At 63.5% G+C, this 2299-nt stretch carries 4 protein-coding genes and 1 pseudogene; 3 read left to right on the top strand and 2 right to left on the bottom strand.

Annotation, left to right across the window (positions count from 1 at the left end):
• Both DJ73_RS10120 and DJ73_RS20630 read right to left on the bottom strand, forming a co-directional pair.
• Positions 1–612 (bottom strand): annotated as a pseudogene (locus tag DJ73_RS10120) (hypothetical protein); the annotation flags it as partial.
• Between the two features lie 179 nt (positions 613–791).
• Positions 792–1001, bottom strand: a complete 210-nt coding sequence (locus DJ73_RS20630) for a hypothetical protein (protein WP_141212935.1) — start codon at positions 999–1001, stop codon at positions 792–794.
• 126 nt (positions 1002–1127) lie between these two features.
• Between DJ73_RS20630 and DJ73_RS20625 the strand changes: the two genes are divergently transcribed.
• The 3 genes from DJ73_RS20625 to DJ73_RS10110 all read left to right on the top strand — a co-directional run.
• The gene (locus tag DJ73_RS20625) at positions 1128–1526 is read left to right on the top strand and encodes a hypothetical protein (protein ID WP_141212934.1); all 399 of its coding nucleotides are present in this window, start codon (positions 1128–1130) and stop codon (positions 1524–1526) included.
• The gene (locus DJ73_RS20320) at positions 1523–1696 is read left to right on the top strand and encodes a hypothetical protein (protein WP_176451116.1); all 174 of its coding nucleotides are present in this window, start codon (positions 1523–1525) and stop codon (positions 1694–1696) included. Before DJ73_RS20625 ends, DJ73_RS20320 begins: the two co-directional genes overlap by 4 nt.
• Positions 1697–2117: 421 nt before the next feature.
• A partial coding sequence (locus DJ73_RS10110; protein WP_141212933.1) for an NAD-dependent epimerase/dehydratase family protein occupies positions 2118–2299 on the top strand: 182 nt, incomplete at its 3' end.

The following is a 2299-nucleotide window of genomic DNA, read 5'->3' as shown; positions in this document are numbered from 1 at the left end:
GGTCTCCTCGTCGAGTTCGCCCGCCGAGGCGAGAGTCCACACCGTCGGGTCGTCGCGGGAGGACTCGCCCTCCTCGACCAGCCGCTTCGTCCACTCGATCCCCGAGTGGGCGATCGCTTCGCCGGTCTCTCCGAGAAACGGGTAGTGCGGCTGCATGAAGTGGGTGAGGACGCGCTTGTTCGGATACGCCTCTCGCGCCGCACGCGTCGCCTCGACCACCGCGTGGAAGACCCCGTCGAGACCGACGTGTCGATACATCGGGTTGGCAGTGACGTACACCGTGTCGAAACGGCGCTCGCCCGCGAAGGTCCGTTCGAGGAACTCCGGCGTCGCCGACCCCACGGAGATCCGCGGCTCCAGCTCGCCGGGGAGCGAGTGAAGCCGCTCGAACTGGTCGTATCGACAGGCGTCGAGGATGATGAGGTCGTCCCAGTCCGCCTCCGTGATCCGGGTCGCGCCGCCCTTCGCCTCGTACTTGACTCGATTCAGCGCCTGTATCCCGTCTGACAGCGTACTCCCGATCATCGACGGGCCGTGGACGCGTCCCTTTCGGAGGAGCGTCCCGACGCCGTCTTCGCGGACGATCCTGAGCGCTCGACGAGCCAGCCGCATCGGAGACCCTCACGCCGGCTACCCACTTGAGTAGGGACCGATGAATACCCCCGCCCGTGTCCGGTCGGGACGATATCTTCGTCGGATAATCATTTATACTGAAAATTGTTGAGCAGTTAATGTAATCATATTCAAACCGATTCTCAACGCTCATGGGACGAATGGCTTCGACGCCGACTTCACTCTCCGACTCGGCCGCCCTCCTTCGCACCACCGCCGAAACCCTCCTGCAGCGGACCGTGTTCGATCCGCCCGCAGGCGAGCGTCTCACTCGACCGCTTTACTGGGCCGTCGCACCGGCCATCTTCGAACGCCTTTCGCCGACGGACTTCGTCGACCGGGCGGCCGCTCCCAAGCAGTTCAAGATCGAACGCGTCGACCCAGGTCAAATTCGTCGGTTTACACCGCGAGTGTATCCCGCGTGGCACGACCGCGTGGCGTCATTTGGACGGGTCGAGAGCGGATGCTGGGACCGCCGGCCGTACGACGAAACGCCGTCTCACGGCGGCCCGCCGATGGACCTGTACTACGCGGACCGAATCGAAGAGGGGTTGTTGTATCGGGCGATCGAGTCCCACTTCGTCGACGACGTTCCCTGGGAGCAGACGCGGTTCGTACAGCGCGTCATCGAATACCTCGAATACGGTCGGCAGAACGTCTGGCAAGGCTGTTCCTCGCGAGAAGACGTCTTCGCCCGATGCCGTCGAGTCGAGGAAATCTACCGGAGTATGCGGCGTCGGGGCTGCCTCAGCTACCGGGAACTGATGCCGCCGAGTCGGCGTGAGGAGGGATTCCTCCGCTTTATGGAAAACGAGATCGTCGTCGATATCGGGCGAGGCGGTGAACTCCTGCTCGTAAGCGGGAAGCACCGGTACTCCATTGCGCGCGCGTTAGAACTCGACGAGATCCCGTGACGTTCCTCGTGCGACACGCGAAGTGGATGGCGACCCGTCGTGCTATCGTCCACGGTACGGACCCCGAGCCGAACGGGTCGGTCGACGGTCACCCCGACCTGCGCGACCTCAACGAGAACGAGTCGATGACGGAGCGCGCGCGTCGAGCTCTCCCGCTCACGTCGGCGTGACTTCCGTGCGAGCGCCGCCCGCGAACGCGCTTCCCGTCGCCTAGCTGTCGGCTTCGCGCCTCCGCTGGCTTACGTATGAGCCGGGGCGACGGAGATGCGTCTCACCGTTTAAACAGGGACCCGGGCGCATAACACTGATTTGTTGGCACACAAACTGGTTATTCACTCGCGACCGGTATCCCTACTATATCGATAACGCGCACTGGTTATCAATCTAACGGGAGTCCGACGACCGTGCGGAGAAGCCGGTACCCGTGCGAAGGCGACCGCTCGCAGCGGCTGTTCCGCGGTGCTCCGTCGACGAGACCGAGGGGCGAATACGGCCGAATGCCGGACCGTCCCGCTCGGCATCCGTATCTGCGTACCGCTCCCGCGGTTATGCGCGATATAGTATTTTGAAGACGGGAGGGTACGATTTGCCATGCAAAACGAGCGCGTGCTTGTCACCGGTGGTGCCGGGTTCATCGGATCGAACCTGGCGAACGCTCTGGCGACGGACAACGAAGTCATCGCCCTCGACAACGGCTACCTCGGCACGCCGGCGAATCTCGACAGCGACGTCCGCTACGAGGAACGCGACGTACTCGACGACGACCTGCCGAC

Origin of the sequence: Halorubrum sp. Ea1, from assembly GCF_002252965.1 — an archaeon.
In the GTDB taxonomy this organism is placed as follows: Archaea; Halobacteriota; Halobacteria; order Halobacteriales; family Haloferacaceae; genus Halorubrum.
The sequence above is the reverse complement of the archived record's forward strand: the minus strand, read 5'-3'. Positions and strand labels throughout refer to the sequence as shown.